Origin of the sequence: Chryseobacterium gambrini, assembly GCF_900156825.1 — a bacterium.
In the GTDB taxonomy this organism is placed as follows: domain Bacteria; phylum Bacteroidota; class Bacteroidia; order Flavobacteriales; family Weeksellaceae; genus Chryseobacterium; species Chryseobacterium gambrini.
Window position 1 is genome coordinate 111,287 of the sequence record NZ_FTOV01000011.1, and the last position, 21,593, is coordinate 132,879.

A 21,593-nucleotide genomic window follows, 5' to 3' on the forward strand; every position below is an offset into this window, starting at 1 on the left:
TGGAAACTTATTTTACGTCTGATGAAATTGCAGGGCAGCCATTGGAAACGATGGAAATCGGAAATGTTTCCCTTCCTTCCGGAAAAATAGTGGTGAGAGATCCGCTTGTGAATCTGAATGCCAATCAATCACCTTATTTTATTCAGGCTCCGCAAGGAAATTTTCCGGTAACGGTTGCCGTGGTAAAATCTAAAGATTGGGGAGATAGATATGCTGTTGTAAAAGTTGAATTTGCAAAAGAAAAGCCTATTATTTACAGGGAGGCTTTAGTAGGAATTGAGGAATTGGAGGATGTAAGTGAAGATGATTTCTTTGGTTTTGAGGTAGATGCGGGACTAGGCTGTATTGCTGATGCGGAAGTGCTTCCTTTTGTGGATAATTTTTTTGATGAAGCAGATATTGATAATGTTTACGACGATTATTTTGCCGATTTATTTGAGCAAAGCTATCAGTAAAATCCTAAAAACCAGAGAGATGAAGGAGACTGGATCAACTGGAAGGTTCCGAATACAGAATACCGGATTCCTATGTTTGCAAGTGGTTTTGGCGATGGTATTTATCCTGTTTATTTTGCCTATGATGCAAATGGAAATATTTGTGGATTGTACATTCAGTTCATTGATGTTGAATTGGCCTTAAGCGAAGATGGAGATGAGGATGATGTAGATTAAAAAGATCAGCCAGATAATTTTTTTCTTAAAAACCAAATATGACGAAAACTTTTGCTGAGGAAGTAGTAGAATTTAATCGAAACTTACATTACTCCGGAAATCTTCCCGATGATTTTCAGGTTTTAAACCCATATCTCGATAATCCTGAAACCATGATTGTCATGGAAAAGTTTTATCAGAAATATTACAATGACAGCCATCAAAGGAAATTTTTAATCGGAATTAACCCAAGTCGTCACGGAGCCGGAGTTACAGGCGTTCCGTTTACCGATACCAAACGTCTGGAAGCGGTTTGCGGAATTAAAATGGAATCTGCTCACACCCACGAAGTTTCTTCGGTCTTTATGTATGATGTGATTGGGCAGTATGGTGGAGCAGAAGAATTTTATAAAGAGGTTTACATCAACTCACCATTTCCTTTGGCGATTGTAAGAAAATCGAAAGGCAGCTGGATCAATGCCAATTATTATGATGATAAAGAGCTTTTTAAAGATGTAAAAGACTTCATGATTGATTCTTTAAAAAAGCATATCACCCTAAATCTCGACACTTCAGAAGTTTTTATTTTGGGTAAAAAAAATGCAGATTTTATTTCAAAATTAAATAAGGAAGCCAATTTATTTGAAAAAATGACGGTTTTGGAACATCCGAGATACATTCAGCAGTATAAATCCAAAGAGAAACAATTATATATCGATAAATATATTCTCACACTGAAAAATTAAAACTCTCTGAATTTCTCAGAGAGTTTTAGAACGGTGATAATAAATATCGCCAGAACGAGGGAAAATATGATAATCCCCCGATCTCTCAGGGGATATCATCACAATATTATGCTTTAAAATCTTTCACGGTACAATCGCTTATCCTAATGAATTTCATGGTTATTAGTTCTTACTTTAATAATAAGCGTATTACTTTTTAATAATTTTATAAGATTCTCTGGAAGACTTTACCGTATAAACACCTTTCGGAAGCTCTGAAATGTCTGTTTCATTGATTCCTTTTTGGGTTTCAATTGTTTTTACCAATTGTCCGGCCTGGCTGTATACCTCAAACTTAGTATTTTCGTCAGTTTTAATGGTTAGCGGACCGTTAGTCGGGTTAGGATAAACCCCTGAATCTTTTTTCGATGGTTTTACTTCATTGGCGGCTAATACAAGTCCGGTATCTTTTACCCATGTAAAAGCATCCAATGCCATATAACGGAAGTCCCCGCCTATTGTTACAACAAGCTCATCAAGAACGATATTGCTGTAGTTCTGGCCATTCAGATTCGTAAGGTCAATAAGCGTAAATCCATTATTGGTAGAGATTGAGGTTGTAAAACCAGTGCTTTTTGTCTGGGAAAATTTTGTTACACCGGAAAGCTTCCCGGTTACGGTTAGTGTTCCCGGAGCAGAAAGTACATTAAGTCTGTCTGTTAAATATACCCAGAATCTGTTTACCTTAAAAAGATTTGAGGTTGTCTTTATAGTCAATGATGAGTTGGCATACTGTGCAGTTGCTGTTCCTGTATTGTCTATAAATCTGTTATCAGCTGCTGTACCATTCCATCCGCCTCCGCTAAGCGCGTAGATGTCGTAGGTAGCCACACCGGATATAATATTAAAGATCACTCCATTATCAGTAAAACTTGTACTTCCGACTGATTCGGTTTCAAACTGCTCTGTACTGGTCTGCGCATTTGAAAAGGTAGAAATGAACAGGCTAAAGATTAATAAAATGGTAGTGCTTTTCATGATTTAAATATTTAGGTTGGTTTTTTGTTTATGGTCTGGATGGGAAAATACCCTGAACACAGATAATATAATTCATCCCCAAATACGGAGGCATTGTGTTCATAGGAAGATTTGGTCCAACATGTACCACAGATGTTCCGTTAATAGCTGTATTTGGAGCAGTATCCGCAAAACTAGGAATAGCATCAAATTGTCTTCCGTTCGGTTGTCCTGTAATGGCAATCGAAGAAGCCGGATTTGGAGTTACAGATGTTGCATTGGTATTAGCTATTCTCAACTGACTGTTAAAGCTTGGAAGGTTTTGCTGTAAAATAGTTGTCTGCGGACTTCCTGAAGCTTCCCCGAGAGCAATACTTTTTCCGGTATTAGAAGCACCAGCTCCAAAAGGCGCACGACCATTAAGATTCGGTAATGCAAATGTTGTTCTCCCGTCTCCTCCGTAAGTGTTGCCCAGAATGGCAAAAAGTGCCTGATTTTGATTGATGTTTAATAATGCGCCATTGCACAACATATATCCTCTTGGTGCAAAATTTCCTGCAAATAATTTGATGGTTCCTATTAATTCTTCGTCCATGATTATCGTATTTGGTTGTTATTAGTTTTAAAATTATGGTCTTGATGGATAAATTCCCTCTACGCAGATAATATAATTAAGCCCTACATACGGAGGCATTATATTAACAGGTGAATTTTGTCCTGAATAAGTTACAGACATCGCATTAATAGGAGTGTCCGGAGTTCCATCTACGAAGCTTGGAATAGCATCAAACTGTCTTCCGTTCGGCTGTCCTGTGATGGCAATAGAAGATACGGAAGTTGGAGTTACTGATGTTGCATTGGTGTTTGCAACTTTCAATTGACTGGTAAAACTTGGTAAATTAGAAGAAAGTAAAGTTACTTGTGGTGTTCCGCCAACTTCTCCTAAAACGTAAGATTTTCCTGTAGTTGAATTTCCCTGTCCGATAGGAGTACGTCCGTTAAGATTAGGTAAAGCAAATGTATTAATACCATCACCTCCATAGGTTGTTCCTAAAATTGAGAAAAGCGCAGTGTTTTGAGCAATACTTAGTAAAGCACCATTGCAGAACATGTAGCCTCTAGGTGCAAAATTGCCTGCGAATACTTTGATTACGCCCATTAATTCGTCGTCCATGATAATATAATTTTCAGTTTTTTTAAATTCCTACTCTGTTCATGGCTTTTCGGATACCGCCAAAAAATCTTTAAAAACTTATGTCTTATTGACATGTCAAAGTAACGACAATAGAATAATTCACAGTAGAGTAGAAAATACCAAATTTAAGATTACGTATTTCTACGTAATGAGAATTGTAAAAAATATTCAGGGCATAAATATTTGAATAAAACAATCATTAAAATTCCTGTAATTAGTATTTTTGCAGAAATCCAATTAAAACTAAAAATGAGCGAATTTGTAGTATCAGAACTAAAGAACAATATTGCCGAAATTACATTCGGAACACCCAAAAGCAATTCTCTTCCGGGAGCAATTCTTGAAAAATTAGCACAGACTATTTTAAATGAAGGAGCAAAAGAGAATGTAAAAGCCATTCTTGTAAAAAGTGAAGGTGAAAAAGCTTTCTGCGCAGGAGCCAGTTTTGATGAACTTCTGGAAATTGAAGAACTGGATAAATCGACAAAATTTTTCGGAGGCTTTGCCAAAGTTCTGAATGCCATGAGAAACTGTGGTAAAATAGTTGTGGTAAGAGTTCAGGGGAAAACAACCGGCGGTGGAGTAGGAATTGCCTGTGGAGCAGATTATTGTTTCGCTACAAAAGATTCGGCATTAGCTTTAACGGAAATCAATCTGGGAATCGGACCTTTTGTGATCGGACCTTATGTGGAAAGAAAAATCGGAAAGTCTCAGTTTTCAGCCATGGCGATTGATGCAGATTTCAGATCTGCAGAATGGGCAGAACAGCACAATATTTATCATTCGGTTTCAGAAACTATTGAAGAAATGGATACCAAGCTTGAAAAATTCCTTCAGACACTGGCTTCAAGAAGCAGCGATGCTTTGGCATTAATAAAAAAGGTTTCGTGGGAAGGAACAGATCATTTCAACGAACTGATGCCTGCAAGAATTCATATGAGTGCAAGTCTGATTCTGGAAGATTCTGCAAAAAAGAATATTGAATCCATTAAAGAACGATTAAGAGCAAAGTAATTTATACATTGAGCCGTTGAGAAATCAGCGGCTTTTTTTTGAAATAAATTCTAAATTTCCCAAAAAAATATTTTGCAGATTCAAAATAAATAATAACTTTGTAATTCAAAGTTCTTTTTATGGAATCAAAAAACTATCACGAAGACTTATCACACATTCGCTCTATGATGGAGCGTTCTTCCAGATTTATTTCTTTGAGCGGGTTGTCCGGAGTTGTTGCGGGATTAGCGGCAATTATAGGAGCAGTGTATGTCTATTTTGTTTTTCAGAGAGAGGGAATTGATTATTTTGATGGAGAAAGAAATATTTTCGGACCGTCATTGGTAAAAGAACTTGTTGTAACTGGAGTTGTTATTCTGGGTGTGGCATTGCTCAGTGGTTATATTTTTACAGCCAACAAAAGCAGAAAGAAAGGTTTGAAGATTTGGGATGCAACCACTAAAAGACTTTTGGTTACCTTTGCAGTTCCTTTGGTAACGGGAGGCTTCTTTTGTCTGGCACTTCTTTATCATCATCTTTTTGTATTTATTGCTCCGGCAACATTGCTGTTCTACGGACTGGCTCTGGTAAGTGCGGAACGATACACGTTAACAGATATAAAATATTTAGGCTATTGTCAGATTGTTTTAGGATTAATTTCTTTGTTCTTTTTAGGATGGGGATTGGTTTTTTGGACAATCGGATTTGGGGCTTTGCATATTGTGTATGGATTGATAATGCATAAGAAGTATAAATAATGGGAATAGGTTTTGTGATGTTATTTCACCTCATCATAATATTGATATTAAGTTCTATTATTGCTATTATAGGAGGCTTAATTACAGCTTTTTGTAGTAAAGAAAGGAAAAAAAGAAAAATTTTATTGGCGTTTTTAGCACCGTTTGCGGGATTTTATACTTTGTATTTTTGTGCAATTATAGGTTCATCTATTGTTTCGGAAAAGAAAAATATAGACATAGGATTTGGTGATTGTTGGTATGTTCCTTTAGAAAACGACTGTCAGTTATTATTTATTTACCAGAACAATCATCTATTGAAAAAAATGGAGAGACTGTTGTTTCTTCTATTTCAGAGATACGAGAAAATGGAAATTATGTTTTAGGTAAGACAGATAATAGCAAATACTTTTCTTTTAATACAAAAAATAATGTATTGAAGGAATTTAATAATGAAATAGAATTATTGCATTTTAGCTCAATGAAAGAACTAAAACTAGTTGACACATTTGATTTCTATTCAACTAAATATAAAGAGATTGCAGGAAATTGGTTTATAGTTGTCGGAGTCATATCCTTAATTATAAGTATTTCAGTTATTTATCTGTTAAAGCTAATAATGGCTATTTAATGAAAAAGAAATTAATTTTATAAATTAAAATGATAAATATAAATCAACTCAATAAAGAATTCGAAAGCCGTGTAAGATTGGGCATTATGTCTGTTCTCATGGTAAACGACTGGGTTGATTTTTCAGAAATGAAAAGCCTGCTGGAAATTACGGACGGAAATCTTGCCAGTCACAGCAACGCGCTGGAAAAAGCAGCATATATAGAAGTGAAGAAAGAATTTGTGGGCAAGAAACCCAAAACATCGTATCGCGTAACCCAAAGTGGAAGAGAAGCCTTTACAGAACATCTTAATGCTTTGGAAAAATTACTCGGAAAATAGAGATTAAATTTTTTTATTTTTAAACTTTGAAATACAAAGTACTTTTAATAATTTAAAATGAAAATTATGACTTTAGAAAAACAAAAAACAACCATCATTTTCGCAGTTCCTGCATTATTAATGCTTACGGCATTTTTTGCCAATCTTTTTGCAGAAGGCTGGAACTGGTCACCTGCTGATTTTATTATTGCCGGAATTTTACTTTTCGGAACTGCATTTTTCATCAATCTTGTCATCCGTTCGAAAAAATCTTTAAGGTATAAACTGCTGATCTGCTTTGCGATTTTATTAGCTCTGGCTTTAGTGTGGATCGAACTGGCAGTCGGGCTTTTCGAAACTCCTTTTGCGGGAAGCTAATGTTGTAAAAAAACTAAAACATAAATGAACAGGAAAACATTTTTAAAAAAGATCTTTCAGCTTTCTGTAATAGGAGCATTTCCTCTTCTCTATTCATGGCAGATCGAACCGTTTTGGCTGGAGTTTGTAGAGCGGAAACTTCCGATTAAAAATCTACCCAAAGATCTTGAAGGAAAAATTCTGATGCAGATTTCCGACCTTCATGTTGGAACCCGCTTCGACTGGAATTTCATTATCGATTCTTTTCAGAAAGCTAAAAAATACAATCCGGATTTTGTGGTGTACACGGGAGATTTTGTTAATCGGGGAGGAGCTAAAGAAACGGAAGACCTTAAAAAAGTGATGAAGCACGCTGTGTTGGGAAATCTGGCAACATTCGGAATTCTGGGAAATCACGATTATGGAAAAGACTGGCAGGATCTTCAGTCGTCCGACAATATCTGCAATGTTCTGCAAGGCTTCGGAATCACAATGCTGAATAATGCGAAACAGGAAAGCAACGGACTCAATTTTATCGGTTTTGAAGATTTATGGTCGCCCAATTTTGCACCGCACAAAGTGATGAAAGATTATGATCCTTCCAAGGCAAATATTATTCTCTGTCATAATCCTGATGCCTGTGATAAAGATATCTGGAATGGTTATCAGGGATGGATTCTGAGCGGACATACGCATGGAGGACAATGCAGAATTCCCGGAGTCATTACGCCTCTGCTTCCCGTGGAAAACAGAAAATATATTTCAGGAGAAATTGATCTTGAAGATGGAAGAATGCTTTACATCAACCGTGCTTTGGGACATTCTTTTCAGGTTCGCTTTATGGTGCGTCCGGAAATTACGGTTTTTACTTTAATGCAAGGATAAATGATGAAACTGGGACTAAAAATTTTTGCATTGGGAATATTGGTGATCATAATTTTCACCATAGATTTTCCTTTAAGAGAAAAAACACTGTATGGTAAATATGTCAATACAAATTACGAAAATCCGATTTGCTGTGTTGAAGCTCCTCATCAACCGGATACTTTGATCTTATTCCGTGACGGACATTTTGAAAGCGGATTTTATGGGAAAGGTCGGTTTGAGGTAAGTAACGGGCTCGTTTCCACAATTATCCTACATTATATAAGTGATGGAGAACCAGCATTAGGTAATACTTATTTTTCGAATAAACTTTTTGAAAAACCAAAAATTATTCTGAACGCAGATATGAATCATGTCTATACTAAAATCGATTAAAATTATAAACTATGAATGAAAAAACAATCATAACAATCGGAAAAACTCTGTTTTGGCTTTCTTTCGGACTGGGAAATATTTGTCTTTTCGGATATATTTTCACAAAAAGTAACAGTTTCATAGAAGGAGGACTTCTGTTATTAGGATGGGGATTCTATATTAATCTTATAGCAGTTTTAATCCTAATTGTTTATGGAATTTTTGATAAATCGAAGCTGAATGTTTGCTTAAAATCGGCAGGTATAATGTTACTCAATATACCGTTTGCAATGATTTACATAGTAATTGGAATGAGTGTAATAACAATTTAAAATATAAACTATGAAAAAAATACGCGTCAAATTTCTTCTTTTCGTTTACAATAAAACCCAGAAACTGTACAGAACCTATTTCAAGAAAAAGAAAAGGCAGTGGCAGTTTACCGAAAAACAATTGCTGGAATTTCAGGAAGATTCTCTGGGCAGAAAATTGGGAGAATTTTATAAAAAACATGGTTTCACGATGATTCCCAAAATGGAAAATCACGATGTTCATCATCTTATTACAGGATGCGGAACCAATTTTGAGGACGAAATCGCCATGCAGTTTCTCCTGTTAGGAAACGGAAAACTCAACGCCCATCTTTTGGCAGCGATTGTTTTGGGAAGCGTCATTTTACCGGAATATTACAAAATCTACATCAAAGCCTACAAAAAAGGACAAAATATGCGTCCGTTTTACCAGTGGGATTTTGAAGCTTTGCTCTGGCAGAATTTTGAGCATCTGAAAGATTTCATTCAACAGAAGAATACCGCTGTTTTATATTAATTATGGAAAGGGTAAAATTTAGTCCCGTCGGAAAAAGTCTGTTTCTAATTTCATGGCTGCTTGGAACCATCATCTTACTGACATTCTGGATCTCCGAATCTTGGTTTTTTGTATGGCTCGGATTTTATTATGTTGTTATTGCCATTGTTGTCAACATGATTGTTTTCTGTTCCGAATTGCTGACTTTTTTAACAGATGTTTCAGATAAAAAATCGCACGGAAACTCAGCTTTGCTGATTCTGTTGAATATTCCGATTGCCGCCTTTTACTTTATTATTTTCACCAACATTTAAACTAACCTATGAAAACACATCACTATATATTTCTTACGACCCTGCTTTTTGTTATTGTATTTTATGATCAGAATGTAGGTCTCAATCTCGGAATTATCGGAATTATTTATGCCGTACTTACTTTCTTCAGAACACCTGAAAGAAACCGAACCAAAACGTTTATTTTTCTTTTCGCAACGAGCATTATTTCGAGTGCTGCGTTTGCGTGGTACGGAGATTTTCCGTCCTTTCTGGCGGTTGTCAGTTCACTGTTATTGTTAGGATACAGATCCCGAAACCGCAGGATGAAAATCCTTTTGCTGGTTTCGGTTTTTGTAACGAACTGCTTTACAGAGTTTTTCAGAATCCTGAATTTCGATGCATGGCTTCCCAAAAGAAACGTTTCCGGTTTGTGGCAGAAAACACTGGCTTTTGTCATAATTCCTTTAATTCTGATCTCTGTTTTCTTCGGAATTTATTCCGCAGGAAGCGATCATTTTGCCAATTTATTCACGAATGTGGAGCTGGATATTAATTTCTGGCAGCTTTTTGCTATGATTGTTTTAGGCTTTTTTATCGCATTCAATTACTGGAATTTCGCCGTTGAACGTTTTATTTACAAAAGCAACAGATTGCTGGATAACAATTTCGGGGAGAAAGATAAAATTCAGAAAGCCACCTATTCTTTTCTTGATCTGGATGCAGAAAGAATGAGCGGTGTGATTTCTTTATTTGCGCTGAATATTCTGCTCGTCTTTTTCATCATCACCTACAACTATGAACAGTTTTACGAGTCAGTAAAAAGTCCTGTAAAACTCTCCGAAGAAACACATGAAAGAGTAAATGCAGTCATTCTGTCGATCATCATGTCGATTCTGGTGATCATGTTTTACTTTAAATCGAATTTCAATTTTGATCCGAAAGCCGGACTAATGAAAATGTTAGCCAAAGTCTGGATTTTCCTGAATGCCGTTCTCGTTATCTCTGCCATGGTGAAAAACTCAGAATACATCATCAATTATGGGTTTACCTACAAAAGATTGGGGGTTTATGCATTTTTGATATTGGCTTTAATTGGTTTGTTCACCACTTTTATTAAAATTCAGAAGCAAAAAAGAAACGTTTTCCTTTTCAATACGATGGCTTGGTATATTTACGGAGTAATCCTTGTTTGCAGCTACATCAATTGGGGCGGAATCATTACTTCTGAAAATAGAAAACGTAAAGACTTTGCTTTAAACTACCATAAAACTCAAATTAATTTCAGCGAAAAACAATTATTAAAATATGCGGAAGAGAAACATGATAATGCTTTAAAATCCGAAATTTTAAATTTAGAAAGAGTGAAATTCCAACAAAATGAAACATTTCTTTCTAAAGTTCTGTATTATCAGAATTTGAAATAAGTTGATTGCTGTTCATACCTCACAGGTTTCAAAAAACTGTGAGGTTTTTTTAATCAATCAGAAAAGATTGTCATCAAAAAATCATCTAAATAATCAATGGAACAATTTTGGCATCTTAATAAACTTTAAAAATCAAGACGGCTTAGATCGTGCTTAAAAATTATTATTATGAAAAAATTCTTATTGCTCATACCGTTACTTATTGTTTCATGTCAAAAAGAATCTGCTCCGGCAGAAACTCAGAAAAATGATTCAGTAATCGTAAGCGAACAATCTGATACTGCTCCGAAAATGGATTCCGCAGCCGTAAAAATGAAGGATTCTGTGATCAACAACGCGCCGAAAACCAAAGAAGTTCTTAAAACCGGAGTCATGAGAAGTGTGAAGGACGGACAGATTACCAGAACGGTAGATGCAGAACAGTTTCCGTTAACTTTAGGAGAAGAATTTACAAAAGACGGACAGGAATTTATTCTTAAAATCATCAATTTCGATCAATCTAAAATAAAGGCAAAAATTTCGACCAATGAAAAGGATTTCAACATCCGCTTTAACCAGATCAAACTTCCCAACGGAGATTATGACGGACCTTTCGGAAGAGAAATTACATATGACGTAAAAGGTAAAGGAGAAGTGTGGCTTATGATCGGCAAAAGTAATATGGCTTCCGGAAATACCAAAGGCAGTTTTACCGTAAGTATAGAATAATTTTCATCATTTTGGTACAGTTTCTGCAAAGACAATGTTAAAATTTATCATTATGAAAAATATATTTTTGACGGCGGCAGTAGCTTCAGTAGCTCTGGTAAGTTGTGGAACGGTGCAGTCGTTGGTTCAGAATACATTTCCTTATACAGCCAATGTGTTAGTTTCCACAGGAGTTCCCGCAGATAAAGAAGTTTCTTCTACTTCTACCGCTTCCAACGTTCAGACTTGGTTTGGAGGAAATAACAATGCAAAAATTAAAGACGTAAGAATATCGGATGCAAAAGTTTCTGTTGTTTCTCCTACAGGAGGAAGCCTGAATGCTTTTAAATCCATAAAAGTATACATATCATCCAGCGGAACGGCCGAAAGACTGGTTGCTTCGAGATCCAATATTTCTACAGATGCATCAAGTTTGAATCTTGATCTTGCAACCTCAGGATTTTTGGATGAGGTAGTAAAAAGTACGGGGGTTACCGTAAGAACGGTTTATGAACTGAAGAACCAGACAAGTTCTGACATGAACCTTAGAATCGCACTAAATTTCAGCAGTGTTCCTGCAAATTAGTTTTTTTATAAAAGTTTATTTTAAAAAAACGTCTTTCAGAAATCTGAAAGACGTTTTTGCTATTTTTTAACAGGAAAGATTATTTAAAATCTACCAGTTCAACATCAAAAATAAGAGTGGCTCCCGGAGGAATTACGCCACCTGCTCCGTTGTCTCCGTATGCAAGATCAGCCGGAATGTAGAATCTGTATTTTGCACCTTTCGACATCAGTTGGATTCCTTCTGTCCAACCTTTGATAACGCCTGAAAGATTTAATTCGATCGGTTGTCCTCCGTTTTTATCCGTAGAATCGAAAACGGTTCCGTCCATTAATTTTCCGGTGTATTTTACGTTTGCAGTACTTGAAGCAGTTGGTTTTACTTTACCATCGCCTTCTTTAAGAACTTCATATTGTAAACCGCTTGCTGTGGTTTTTATGTTCTTGTTCAGTTTATTTTTAGCTAAAAACTCAGCACCTTTCTTTTTGTTTTCCTCTGCTTTTACTTTTGCTTCAGCCTGTTTTTTTTCGTTCTGCTTCTGCATAAAGCCTTGTAAAAAAGTTCCCATTTCTTCTTTCGGGAATAAACTTGGCTTATCTCCGAAAGCATCTTTAAAACCTTGTGCCAGTAATTCAGGATCTGCCGGAAAGCCCTGCTTCTTCATGTTTTCAGCAATATCAAGACCGATGTAGTAAGAAGCTTTCTGCTCGTCTGTATAAGATTTCTGAGCGAATGCAAGATTTACTCCTGTTAAAAGAACTAAGGTAAATAACGTTTTTTTCATTGTTGAATGTAAATATATTTTCTGCGAATTTAAGCTTTTGTAACGGAATCCATCACAATTGTTACCGGTCCGTCATTAATTAACGAAACTTTCATGTCTGCTCCGAAAATTCCGCTCTCGGTTTTCAGTCCGGATTTTGAAATTTCTTCTTTAAAATAATCAAACAAAGGAATGGCTTTATCCGGTTTTGCTGCTTTAATGAAAGAAGGGCGGTTTCCTTTTTTGTAATCGGCAATCAACGTAAACTGACTGATGCATAATATCTCTCCCTGAATTTCCTGAACAGAAAGATTCAGTTTCCCATCTTCATCTCCAAAAATCCTGAGGTTTAAGATTTTCTGTACAAGCCTGTCTGCATCGCTTTTTTCATCATTTTCATCAATTCCTACCAGAAGCATTAGTCCGTTTCCGATTTCCCCGACTATTTTCCCATCCACTTTTACGCTGGATTCTGAAACTCTTTGTATGACAACTTTCATTACAAATTTTTAACTGTTCTTTGTTTTCCAGAATTCTACCTGTTCTTTCAGCTCTCGGATGCGTTCTTCATACATTTCAATTACTTTCTCAGATAATTGATTGATGGTGATGTGAGTATCATGATGAGGATTAGACTGAACAGCAGAAGCGTTATCCTGATTTGTATTTATGTTGTTCTCAGAATTAATAAAAAAATCTTCCGGTTTGATATCTAAATTTTCGCATAACTTCTCAATATGATTAACCCAAGAGTTTGTTTCACCCATTTCTATACGGCTGTATGCTGAACGGGAAATTTGCAGCCTTTCAGCCATTTCTTCCTGAGAAAAACCTTTAGTTTCTCTCAATCTTCTTATTTTACTTCCTATCTGAATGTTCATTGTGATCTAATATTATACTGATAACAAAAGTAACAAAAACTATCTTTCCAATTCATAAAATTTATTCCTCCCGAAAAAAGAGAATAGATTCCCGAAAATAGAACAGTAAGGTATCGGAATAAAATATATATTTGAAGCATCAAATTTTTAATTCAATACAAAATGAAAAAATCTTATTTCCTGATGCTTATGGCATTGGTATTCTTATTGCAGGGATGCAGAACAGAAACTATTAACGAAGAAAACAACCAGTACAGCCATGAGGTAACCAAAGCACTGTATGATATGCAGAAGGTCCCGCAATTCAGCTCTTTTATTTCCCGCGCAAAAAGCAAAAAAGAGAATTCCAAAAATAGTCTTAATGCTTTAAATGATAAGAGCAAAGTACTTGTAATAACAAAGCCGGACATTACCTCTTATTCTACCCTTATACGGAATGCAGATTCAGACTTTGAAATTTTGGTGTATTCTGTTGATAATAACGGAAAAGAATCTTTTTACAAAGCAAAATATATCCCTGAAAATAAAACGGTAAATAACAAAATAGAAAATTTTACAGGAAAAGTAGAATTTAGTAACGAAACTGATGAACTGTTACAAACGGTTCGTTACAACAATGGCGTTGTGGTAAGTACAAATGAAAAAACGAATGTAAGTTCCAAATCTTCACCCTGTCACTACTATGTTACCATTACTGCCGTTAGATGTACAGCAGGAGATGGGCATGCGCCGGGAGAAGCATGCAGCGGTACAGCAGATCAGCAGCCTTATTATGATGTATATGTAAGCCAGTACTGTAATCAGGAGCAGGACGCGGGAGGTTTTACTACAGGCAGCGGAAGCTATGGAGGCACTGGCGAGTATGGAAGTTATGGCGGAGGATTCAATGCTTTGGAACTTATCATGAATAATACAAATGCCTATCACTGGAATTTATTTAATCAGCTAAGTGCAGATAACAGAACCAAAATTGTTGAACTGATTACCTATAACGCGATAGACGGAAGTATGTATAATTTTATGATTAGTTTTTTTAATCAAAATCCTACGACTACTGTTCAGCAGTTTCAAGATTGGTTTTTCAATCAAAATAGTTTATCCTTCGATAGCACTGTAAATGGAAATAATTCTATTTTATTTAATAATTTACAAGATTTTAAATCAAGTTTAGCATTAAAAAACAGTAATTTAATAACTGAAAGTTCGGTTTTACAAGATAACGGTTCGGAAAAAGTAGTTTCAGCAAGAGTAAAACGAACAGGAGTTTGGGGAAGTGGAGAAGAGGTTAGAATTAAATTAAAAAAAGTTAATAATGTTTGGGCTTTTGACAGTGTAACATCTACTGAATATGGCTTAACTTTGGGTGTTTGGAGTTTCACTCAGCTAGACTATAGCCAAAATACAAGTTCAAATATTTTAACTGTTGAAGTAACTGGTCTTGAAAATTATAATGTATTTTTAGAAGGTTTAGGAACCGTGTATAAAGATAGGGTTATGATAAAAGTTAAAATTAACATTAATACGGGGAATATTGTTAGTATTGAATTTATAGATTTATAAAATATGGAAACAATAAGTGAGTTCAGCTTTGGTTTATTTTTTTTACAGATTATAGCATTAATTTTTCTTATTATAGTCTGCTATTTCGTATACAAAATTTATAAAAAGCTAAAATAAAAACCAAACCGCAGAAAATCTCTGCGGTTTTTATTTCTAATAATAAATATTTAAAATTTTCCCTGAAGGATCATAATTGTAAAGATACGTTTTCGGCTGTACATTGGCTACAGCAGTGGGTTGTCCGGTTAATAAAATCCATTGGGCATTGTCTTTCGGGCAGACAATTCTGATGTTGTCCTGAACTTCCAGAGTCGTATTGTTATCGGGACAAATGTGAGGGGCGTTTCTGTCGTAGGCTTTAAAAGAATTGTCCGATGCTCTTACCACAATTAGTCCCTTCGTTCCGGATTGCTGCTCATTGATGTAAACCCAGCCACCAACCTGATTTAGTGCATAGTAAGCAGGGAGGTTCAGATTTAGCGTAACGTTGATCGGGTTGTTTGGAAAGCAACTTACGGTGTCTTCACGGCTTCCGCAGGAATGTATAGATAAATTACTGAAAATCAATAATGTGATGATAGATAATATTGAAAAAGTTTTTTTCATTTCAATTTAAATTTTTATATATTTGTAAAAATTAAACGATTATTACACGAAAACATTGTCCGGCAAATGTCGGATTATTTTTTTATACTAAAACTAAATTTTGAAAATTATGGCAAGCTATGTTACAAAGGAGGGATTAGAGAAAATGAAAGCTGAGCTGGAACAGTTGGAAACTGTAGAGAGACCAAAAATTACTCAGCAGATCGCAGAAGCAAGAGACAAAGGAGATTTGTCGGAAAATGCAGAATATGATGCGGCAAAAGAAGCTCAGGGAATGCTTGAAATGAGGATTTCTAAGCTGAAAGATGTGATCTCCACTTCAAAAATCATAGACGAAAGTCAGCTCGATACTTCAAAAGTTTCAATTCTTACCACAGTAAGACTTAAAAATAATGCAACCAATCAGGAACAGGTGTTTACACTGGTTCCGGATAACGAGAGCGACCTGAAATCCGGAAAGATCTCAGTAAACACACCGATTGCAAAAGGATTGCTTGGAAAAGCGGTAGGAGAAACGGCAGATATTACTTTACCAAACGGAAACAAACTGTCTTTTGAAGTATTGGACATTACCCTGTAATGAAAGAAAAAGAACTGAAGTTTAATTTCTAATCAAAAACATTTTTAAGTAAAAATGAGCACAATATTCACAAAAATCATCAATGGCGAGATCCCCTCATATAAAATTGCCGAGGATGAAAACTTTATTGCATTTCTGGATGCAATGCCTTTAGTAAAAGGACACACGTTGGTTGTTCCCAAAAAAGAAGTTGATTTAATTTTTGATCTGGACAGTGAAGAATATAAAAATCTTTGGGGTTTTTCTCAGAAAGTTGCCAAAAAAATTAAAAAAGCAATTCCGTGTGTAAGAGTGGGTGTGGCGGTTGTAGGATTAGAAGTTCCTCATGCACATATTCATCTCATCCCGTTAAATACCGTGGAAGACATGAATTTTAAAAATGAGCGTTTAAAACTTACGGGTGAAGAATACACTGAGATTCAGAACTCTATTATTAATTCTTAAAAAATAACAGAAACTCGTAAAGCAGATTTTTACGAGTTTCTTTACTCTATACCTTATTATATATTACGTATAAAAAATGAATTCAAACCAATGTTCTTTCTGCGGAAGAAAGAGAAATGAAGTGCAGATGCTGATTTCGGGTCAAAACGGCTTTATTTGCGAAAATTGTATCGAGCAGGCTCATGCAATCGTGAAAGACAGCAGTTCAAAATCAGGTTATGCTCCGGCAGAAAATATAAACGAACTTAAGAAACCGAAAGAGATTAAAGAATTTCTCGATCAGTATGTCATCGGGCAGGATCAGGCAAAAAAACAATTGTCGATTGCTGTGTACAATCACTACAAGAGATTACTTCACGCTCAGGACGAAAACAGAGAGGTAGAGCTTGAAAAATCAAACATCATCATGATCGGTGAAACGGGAACAGGGAAAACGCTGCTGGCAAAAACCATTGCCAGAGAACTGAATGTTCCTTTCTGTATCGTGGATGCTACGATTTTAACGGAAGCTGGTTATGTAGGTGAAGATGTGGAAAGTATTCTTTCAAGGCTTTTAATGGTTGCCGATTATGATGTGGAAAAAGCGGAAAAAGGAATCGTTTTTATTGATGAAATTGATAAAATCGCCAGAAAATCAGATAATCCGAGTATCACAAGAGACGTTTCCGGAGAAGGAGTTCAGCAGGGATTACTGAAACTGTTGGAAGGCAGTATTGTAAATGTTCCGCCACAGGGAGGAAGAAAACATCCGGATCAGAAATATATTCAGGTGAATACACAAAATATTCTGTTTATTGCAGGAGGAGCTTTCGACGGGATCAAAGAGATCATCGAAAGAAGAATGAACAAGCAGGCAATAGGTTTCAGTTCGGAAAAAATTAACAAAACGGATGAAGACGAGTACATATTAACAAATATTAATGCCATCGATCTTCGTTCTTTCGGTCTTATTCCTGAACTTTTGGGAAGATTCCCGATCATTACTTATCTTGATAAGCTTACGAAAGAAACAATGGTAAGAATTATGAAGGAGCCTAAAAATTCAATTGTCAATCAGTTTATCGAACTTTTTAAAATGGATGGAGCCGATCTGAAATTTACAGACGGGGCTATTGAAAAAATTGTAGAAGAAACTATTGAAAAAGGATTAGGTGCAAGAGGCTTGAGAGGAACCACCGAAAAGGTGCTTGAGGATTATATGTTCTCCATAGGTGAACAACAGGAAATAGTATTAACGGAGGATAATATTTTTGTTAATAAATAAAATATTTTTGTTTTTTAGTAAAAAAAACATAACTTTGCATTTGAGATATTGTATTAACACACAAATATTTATATACAATGAGAAAAAGTTTATTTGCTATTGGTTTATTGGCAGCTACTTATTCTGTTCAGGCGCAGAATGTTCTAGTACACGTAGATGACGCTGCTACTACGTATGTGAGTGAAGGTACTTTGGTATATAGTGGAGGAGGAATCCAGACCAGAGGAGCTGGTATCGTAGATGTTCATGGGAACGTTATGGTAGATGCCACCCCGACAGATGCTTTCAAAACAATTACCACCGGTGGTGCCAACAAAACAGATGGTGGAAACATCGTCTTAAGACTTAATACACCGGGAAGTTACGATTCTTCCACTTACGGTCAGCTTTATATTAATGGTATTTCTGCAGGCAATCTTACCGGTGTGGTAAGTAAGGAATACAGAACCGCTAAGAATGGTAATGGAAACTATTTCCAACAAATGGCATTGCCTTTTGCCGGAAAAGCGTACAGTACTTTATCAACAGAGTTGAACAAGACTTTCGGGACTACAAGAACCCTTAACAATCCGGGATTTGTTAACAATGATTTGATTTTATCATGGAATAACGCAAGTGCGGTTTCTGATCATGTTACAAATCTTGCCAACACAACTCCTAATTCCCCGGCATATTATATGCTAGGATCAAGATCAAACAATCTTGATTTAAGTACTCCGCCATCAACTTTACCAACTATTGCACCTACCCCTACAGGTACTGTTTATACCTTAAACGGAGCTCCTGTACGTTCTGAAGATCTTACAGCAGTGAGTCTGCAGAATGCAGGTAATGTTTCTTTTGGAACAAACGGACTTGGTTACAATACTTATGGAGAGCAATATGCAACTTATCTTCAGGATCATTTCTCTAATACTACTGGAAAATTCGTAGGAAATTTCGGTAAAAATATTTATCAGTTTGGTAATCCATATTTTACTAACCTTGATTTATCCAGAATAGGATATGTTGAAAGTGGCGGCGTTACAGACGGAAACGCTGTATCTAATATATGGGGAGTAAAATATACTACCGGTACAGTAGTTAGTTACGCAGGAGGAAGCAATGGAGGAGGGGGAACCTATACTACCGGAGCTCAGGTTCAGACGTATACTACATTAGGAGTTCCTGTAGGAGATACAGGACTTATCATCAAGCCGATGCAGACTTTTGTATTAAAGCTTAGAGATAATACAGCACAGACATTGAATTTCTCTACCCTGAGAAGATTCAATAGCACTGTTAGAGCTGCAAATGTAGACTACAATGTAAATGCTGCTAAATCTTCAGCAAATACAACCTTCGGACAAAAAGGAACTACCAATACTGTAAAACAACTTGGTGTAATTGCTCTGGATGCTAATGGTAAAGAAGTTGGAAGAACATATTATGTGGTAAATCCTAATTTTACAACAGGACACCAGACATCATCTGCAACAACAGTTCAGGCTTCTGCTACAGGAGGAGATGTTATCGGTACTTTTGAAGAAGCTCCAAATGGCGGGTATGATAACAATAATCTTAACTATTGGTTGTATATTAATGAAGCTAACGAAGTTAATTTCTTAGGTAAGAACATTAAACTGGTTAATTATAATACCAATGTAGTTAAGTCATATAAATTTGAAGTTAAAGAAAACGGTGAATTGGTAAATAACGGAGTACATCAGTTATCTTCAGGAATCGGATTCTATTATAAGGCTGCTAACGGTAATTTACAGCAAGCTGTTCAGGGTGGAACTACTTCTGCTATTACTACTGAAGCTGATCTATATTATGGAGAGCCGGCTGGTGTGGTATTAGCAACAAATGATACTAAATCTCCATCAAGAACACTGGTTGTTTACAACCCTGCAATTGATAACTATATCGTTAGATTTGATCCTAATTGGAAAAAAGCAGACATCGAAGTTTATGATATGAGTGGTAAATTAGTAATCTCTAAAAAAGCTGTTGAGACTTCTAGAGACTTCGTAATTGAATTGGATAAAAATATCAAGAATTCTTACGTAGTAAAAGTTGTTTCAGACAAAGGAGATATTGTTAACACGAAAATCTTAAAATAATTGAATATGAAAACTATTAATAAACTGGTCTCTACTTTTTTTCTTTTTGCACTATCATGGGTGAGCGCACAAGCACCACCAAACCCTGGTGACGGGGGAACCGGAGGATCCGGTTCAGGAGGAACTGTAGTTTCCTCACCGATAGATATGTATGTGTATGCATTAGGAATTATTGCTGTTTTATTCATCGCATTTTTTACTAAAAAGTATACAGCTAAGAAAGCATAAAATTTTATTAAAATACTATTAAACTCTCTGATTACTCGGAGAGTTTTTTTATTTTTACGTTATGAAAAAAATTTTTACAATATCAGCTTTAGCAGCTGCATTTTCATTACAGGCTCAGTTTACAGTCTCCATTCAGGCTCCTGCCGATTTTAAAGATCAAGACGCAATTTTATATACTTTAAATGGTTCTAAGGATATTATTGTAACCAAAGAACAAAGTAAAAATAATGTATGGACTTTTAAATATCCCAAAAATTATATGGGAATGATGAAAGTCTATTTTCCCAACTCCAATAATACTTTCAATTTCATTTCAGAAAATAAAAATGTAAGTGTTAAGCTTGAAACGCAGGCTAATAAAATAAAGGATATCGTTTATCTTGATGAAGCCAATGATGTGATGAGTAAGCTTCAGGAAGGCTCACAGAAGAAAGAACTTATTCTTCCTGCTTTAGCACAGATCAAAGAATATTATAAAGACAATACGGAGTTTGGAAAAGCTTTAAAGACTGAAATCAACAGACTTTCAGGAAGCTCTTCCGGAATAGATCAGGCGCAGCATCCTTTTATCTATTATTACAATACCAATTACAGTAAATTTTTGTCTGGTGATGCTTCTAAAAAAGTAACTCAGGACGAAATCATCAATTTTATTGATAAGTCTAACGATATGTTAGAAACATCATCACTTTTGAGACCAATTTTAGTAAGTTATCTGAATTCGGGTGGCAATACTAATGTTACAGCCTCTGTGGATAAACTTTTAGATATATTAAAAGTAGAAACTCCCCGAGGACAGACCGTACTTTCTGAATTGATCGATATTTTTGATGTATATGATATGCAGGATTTCAAGGATAAATATCTTAATCTGGCTAAAAATCTAAAATGCACAATTACCGACAGGCTTGCTTCCACGTTGAAATCTAATGCCAACGTTGAAATGGGAGCAGTTTTCCCTAATTATAAGTTTAATTCACCGGTTAATACTACTGCTAAATCTTTACAGGATATTAAGGCTGATAAAAAGGTAGTTATTTTCTGGTCTTCCACGTGTTCTCACTGTGAAAGTGAGCTTCCTCAATTATTGGCTAAATACAGCGATTTGAAGGCTAAAAATGTTCAGGTTGTTGGTTTATCTTTAGATGTGGATAAAGATTCTTATTCTAAAAAGATTGCAGCATTTCCATGGGTAAATGATTCTGAACTGAAAGGTTGGAACAGTACTTACGTAGATACATACAATGTTCATGCAACTCCTACGTATTTTATTTTGGATGCTAACAATAAGATAATCAGCAAACCAGAGCATGTTGGTGATGTTTTGGAATATTTTAAGTTAAAATAAATTTGGAGGGAGTAAATATTTTTGTATATTTGCACCACCAAAACGGCGAGGTAGCTCAGTTGGTTAGAGCGCAGGATTCATAACCCTGAGGTCACGGGTTCAATTCCCGTCTTCGCTACATATGAATAAAAGGTTTCAAGAAATATCCTGAAACCTTTTTATTTGATAATCATGGTAGTTTTCTATTTATAAAAATCAGCTATTTTTAACGGA

28 protein-coding genes, 1 tRNA gene and 1 pseudogene are annotated in these 21,593 nt (G+C 35.6%); 23 read left to right on the forward strand and 7 right to left on the reverse strand.

Going from position 1 to position 21,593, the window contains the following annotated elements; genetic code table 11:
- Positions 1–50 precede the first annotated feature (50 nt).
- Both BW951_RS17255 and BW951_RS17260 read left to right on the forward strand, forming a co-directional pair.
- Positions 51–671: pseudogene (locus BW951_RS17255) on the forward strand (DUF4241 domain-containing protein).
- 38 nt (positions 672–709) lie between these two features.
- Positions 710–1,396 (forward strand): SMUG2 DNA glycosylase family protein, encoded by a 687-nt coding sequence (locus BW951_RS17260; protein WP_076395168.1) that lies wholly within the window; start codon positions 710–712, stop codon positions 1,394–1,396.
- A gap of 189 nt (positions 1,397–1,585) precedes the next feature.
- Here BW951_RS17260 and BW951_RS17265 read toward each other — a convergent pair whose 3' ends face one another.
- The 3 genes from BW951_RS17265 to BW951_RS17275 are packed head-to-tail and all read right to left on the reverse strand — an operon-like array spanning position 1,586 to position 3,566.
- A complete protein-coding gene (locus tag BW951_RS17265; protein WP_076395170.1) occupies positions 1,586–2,413 on the reverse strand; it encodes a T9SS type A sorting domain-containing protein in 828 nt (275 codons plus the stop codon).
- A 28-nt stretch (positions 2,414–2,441) separates the two neighbouring features.
- On the reverse strand, positions 2,442–2,987 hold the full coding sequence (locus BW951_RS17270; RefSeq protein WP_076395172.1) for a phage tail protein: 546 nt from the start codon (positions 2,985–2,987) through the stop codon (positions 2,442–2,444).
- Between the two features lie 33 nt (positions 2,988–3,020).
- Positions 3,021–3,566, reverse strand: coding sequence for a phage tail protein (locus BW951_RS17275; RefSeq protein ID WP_076395174.1), 546 nt, complete (start codon positions 3,564–3,566; stop codon positions 3,021–3,023).
- A 270-nt stretch (positions 3,567–3,836) separates the two neighbouring features.
- Here BW951_RS17275 and BW951_RS17280 point away from each other — a divergent pair, with 270 nt between their 5' ends.
- The 13 genes from BW951_RS17280 to BW951_RS17340 all read left to right on the forward strand — a co-directional run bounded on the left by BW951_RS17280 (position 3,837) and on the right by BW951_RS17340 (position 11,622).
- Positions 3,837–4,601: an enoyl-CoA hydratase/isomerase family protein gene (locus BW951_RS17280; RefSeq protein ID WP_076395176.1), complete on the forward strand. Its 765-nt coding sequence runs from the start codon at positions 3,837–3,839 to the stop codon at positions 4,599–4,601.
- 119 nt (positions 4,602–4,720) lie between these two features.
- Positions 4,721–5,338 (forward strand): hypothetical protein, encoded by a 618-nt coding sequence (locus tag BW951_RS17285; RefSeq protein ID WP_076395178.1) that lies wholly within the window; start codon positions 4,721–4,723, stop codon positions 5,336–5,338.
- A complete protein-coding gene (locus BW951_RS17290; RefSeq protein WP_076395180.1) occupies positions 5,338–5,703 on the forward strand; it encodes a hypothetical protein in 366 nt (121 codons plus the stop codon). The genes BW951_RS17285 and BW951_RS17290 overlap by 1 nt, the downstream gene beginning before the upstream one ends.
- 274 nt (positions 5,704–5,977) lie before the next feature.
- On the forward strand, positions 5,978–6,268 hold the full coding sequence (locus BW951_RS17295) for a winged helix-turn-helix domain-containing protein (RefSeq protein WP_076395182.1): 291 nt from the start codon (positions 5,978–5,980) through the stop codon (positions 6,266–6,268).
- A gap of 66 nt (positions 6,269–6,334) precedes the next feature.
- Positions 6,335–6,625, forward strand: coding sequence for a hypothetical protein (locus tag BW951_RS17300; RefSeq protein ID WP_076395270.1), 291 nt, complete (start codon positions 6,335–6,337; stop codon positions 6,623–6,625).
- 24 nt (positions 6,626–6,649) lie between these two features.
- Positions 6,650–7,489: a metallophosphoesterase gene (locus BW951_RS17305; protein ID WP_076395184.1), complete on the forward strand. Its 840-nt coding sequence runs from the start codon at positions 6,650–6,652 to the stop codon at positions 7,487–7,489.
- Complete coding sequence (locus BW951_RS17310) at positions 7,490–7,864, forward strand: hypothetical protein (protein ID WP_076395186.1); 375 nt, start codon at positions 7,490–7,492, stop codon at positions 7,862–7,864.
- Positions 7,865–7,875: 11 nt separating this feature from the next.
- A complete protein-coding gene (locus BW951_RS17315; RefSeq protein ID WP_076395188.1) occupies positions 7,876–8,175 on the forward strand; it encodes a hypothetical protein in 300 nt (99 codons plus the stop codon).
- Between the two features lie 10 nt (positions 8,176–8,185).
- Positions 8,186–8,671 carry a Coq4 family protein gene (locus tag BW951_RS17320; protein WP_076395190.1) on the forward strand — a complete coding sequence of 162 codons (486 nt, stop codon included), beginning with the start codon at positions 8,186–8,188 and terminating at the stop codon, positions 8,669–8,671.
- A gap of 2 nt (positions 8,672–8,673) precedes the next feature.
- Positions 8,674–8,964: a hypothetical protein gene (locus BW951_RS17325; RefSeq protein ID WP_076395192.1), complete on the forward strand. Its 291-nt coding sequence runs from the start codon at positions 8,674–8,676 to the stop codon at positions 8,962–8,964.
- Between the two features lie 8 nt (positions 8,965–8,972).
- Entirely contained in the window at positions 8,973–10,349 is a 1,377-nt protein-coding gene (locus tag BW951_RS17330) for a DUF4153 domain-containing protein (RefSeq protein WP_076395194.1), read from the forward strand.
- 168 nt (positions 10,350–10,517) lie between these two features.
- Positions 10,518–11,057, forward strand: coding sequence for a hypothetical protein (locus tag BW951_RS17335; protein ID WP_076395195.1), 540 nt, complete (start codon positions 10,518–10,520; stop codon positions 11,055–11,057).
- A 52-nt stretch (positions 11,058–11,109) separates the two neighbouring features.
- The gene (locus tag BW951_RS17340; protein ID WP_076395272.1) at positions 11,110–11,622 is read left to right on the forward strand and encodes a hypothetical protein; all 513 of its coding nucleotides are present in this window, start codon (positions 11,110–11,112) and stop codon (positions 11,620–11,622) included.
- 79 nt (positions 11,623–11,701) lie between these two features.
- On the opposite strand, the gene BW951_RS17345 is transcribed toward BW951_RS17340, so the two are convergent.
- The 3 genes from BW951_RS17345 to BW951_RS17355 are packed head-to-tail and all read right to left on the reverse strand — an operon-like array spanning position 11,702 to position 13,245.
- Positions 11,702–12,385 (reverse strand): BamJ family beta-barrel-assembly machinery protein, encoded by a 684-nt coding sequence (locus tag BW951_RS17345; protein WP_076395197.1) that lies wholly within the window; start codon positions 12,383–12,385, stop codon positions 11,702–11,704.
- Positions 12,386–12,414: 29 nt separating this feature from the next.
- Positions 12,415–12,864 carry a D-aminoacyl-tRNA deacylase gene (dtd, locus tag BW951_RS17350; RefSeq protein ID WP_076395199.1) on the reverse strand — a complete coding sequence of 150 codons (450 nt, stop codon included), beginning with the start codon at positions 12,862–12,864 and terminating at the stop codon, positions 12,415–12,417.
- A 9-nt stretch (positions 12,865–12,873) separates the two neighbouring features.
- Positions 12,874–13,245, reverse strand: coding sequence for a helix-turn-helix domain-containing protein (locus BW951_RS17355; RefSeq protein WP_076395201.1), 372 nt, complete (start codon positions 13,243–13,245; stop codon positions 12,874–12,876).
- A 162-nt stretch (positions 13,246–13,407) separates the two neighbouring features.
- On the opposite strand from BW951_RS17355, the gene BW951_RS17360 reads away from it, so the two are divergent.
- Complete coding sequence (locus BW951_RS17360) at positions 13,408–14,805, forward strand: hypothetical protein (RefSeq protein WP_076395203.1); 1,398 nt, start codon at positions 13,408–13,410, stop codon at positions 14,803–14,805.
- A 153-nt stretch (positions 14,806–14,958) separates the two neighbouring features.
- On the opposite strand, the gene BW951_RS17365 is transcribed toward BW951_RS17360, so the two are convergent.
- Positions 14,959–15,411, reverse strand: a complete 453-nt coding sequence (locus BW951_RS17365; RefSeq protein ID WP_076395205.1) for a hypothetical protein — start codon at positions 15,409–15,411, stop codon at positions 14,959–14,961.
- A 109-nt stretch (positions 15,412–15,520) separates the two neighbouring features.
- On the opposite strand from BW951_RS17365, the gene greA reads away from it, so the two are divergent.
- The 7 genes from greA (at position 15,521) to BW951_RS17400 (ending at position 21,498) form a co-directional block, all read left to right on the forward strand.
- Positions 15,521–15,991, forward strand: coding sequence for a transcription elongation factor GreA (gene greA / locus BW951_RS17370; RefSeq protein WP_076395207.1), 471 nt, complete (start codon positions 15,521–15,523; stop codon positions 15,989–15,991).
- A 54-nt stretch (positions 15,992–16,045) separates the two neighbouring features.
- The gene (locus BW951_RS17375) at positions 16,046–16,435 is read left to right on the forward strand and encodes an HIT family protein (protein WP_076395209.1); all 390 of its coding nucleotides are present in this window, start codon (positions 16,046–16,048) and stop codon (positions 16,433–16,435) included.
- Between the two features lie 76 nt (positions 16,436–16,511).
- Positions 16,512–17,699, forward strand: coding sequence for an ATP-dependent Clp protease ATP-binding subunit ClpX (gene clpX / locus BW951_RS17380; protein WP_076395211.1), 1,188 nt, complete (start codon positions 16,512–16,514; stop codon positions 17,697–17,699).
- 77 nt (positions 17,700–17,776) lie between these two features.
- Positions 17,777–19,804 carry a T9SS type A sorting domain-containing protein gene (locus tag BW951_RS17385; protein WP_084196477.1) on the forward strand — a complete coding sequence of 676 codons (2,028 nt, stop codon included), beginning with the start codon at positions 17,777–17,779 and terminating at the stop codon, positions 19,802–19,804.
- A 6-nt stretch (positions 19,805–19,810) separates the two neighbouring features.
- Positions 19,811–20,032 carry a signal peptidase gene (locus BW951_RS17390; RefSeq protein WP_076395213.1) on the forward strand — a complete coding sequence of 74 codons (222 nt, stop codon included), beginning with the start codon at positions 19,811–19,813 and terminating at the stop codon, positions 20,030–20,032.
- Between the two features lie 61 nt (positions 20,033–20,093).
- The gene (locus BW951_RS17395; protein WP_076395215.1) at positions 20,094–21,380 is read left to right on the forward strand and encodes a peroxiredoxin family protein; all 1,287 of its coding nucleotides are present in this window, start codon (positions 20,094–20,096) and stop codon (positions 21,378–21,380) included.
- Positions 21,381–21,424: 44 nt separating this feature from the next.
- Positions 21,425–21,498 (forward strand) — tRNA-Met (locus BW951_RS17400).
- Positions 21,499–21,593: the final 95 nt, after the last annotated feature.